The organism is Mesorhizobium sp. M5C.F.Ca.ET.164.01.1.1, assembly GCF_004792125.1.
Classification (GTDB): domain Bacteria; phylum Pseudomonadota; class Alphaproteobacteria; order Rhizobiales; family Rhizobiaceae; genus Mesorhizobium; species Mesorhizobium wenxiniae.
Genome location: NZ_SRTG01000304.1, coordinates 1 through 340, shown reverse-complemented (window position 1 = coordinate 340; position 340 = coordinate 1). Strand labels below are relative to the sequence as shown.

The window sequence follows — 340 nt, the reverse complement described above, 5'->3', positions numbered from 1 at the left end:
ATCGACGGCACCGACTGCTCGGCAAGGTCATAGGCGCCGAAGCCGGCGATTGCGACGTCGTCGGGAACGCGGATGCCGCGCCGCAGGCATTCCATCAGCGCGCCGAAGGCGGAAAGGTCCGACACGCACATCACCGCCTGGGTGTCCGGCCAGCGCGAGATCATCTCGACCATGGCGGCAGCGCCCTCGCGCATCGAGATCGGCGGCACGCCGGAGGCGATGACGCGCGAGGCGTCGAGGCCGCGGTCCTGCAGCGCCGCCACGAAGCCGCGCCGGCGGTCGAGGCCGCGCGTGTCGCGCGAAGTGTCGCCGCCGATGAAGCCGAGCCGCGAATAACCGC

General features: G+C 71.8%; 1 protein-coding gene. It reads right to left on the bottom strand.

Going from position 1 to position 340, the window contains the following annotated elements; translation table 11 throughout:
- Positions 1 to 340, bottom strand: a 340-nt coding sequence (locus tag EN807_RS33580) for a substrate-binding domain-containing protein (protein ID WP_189522688.1), incomplete at both ends; no start/stop codon positions are given.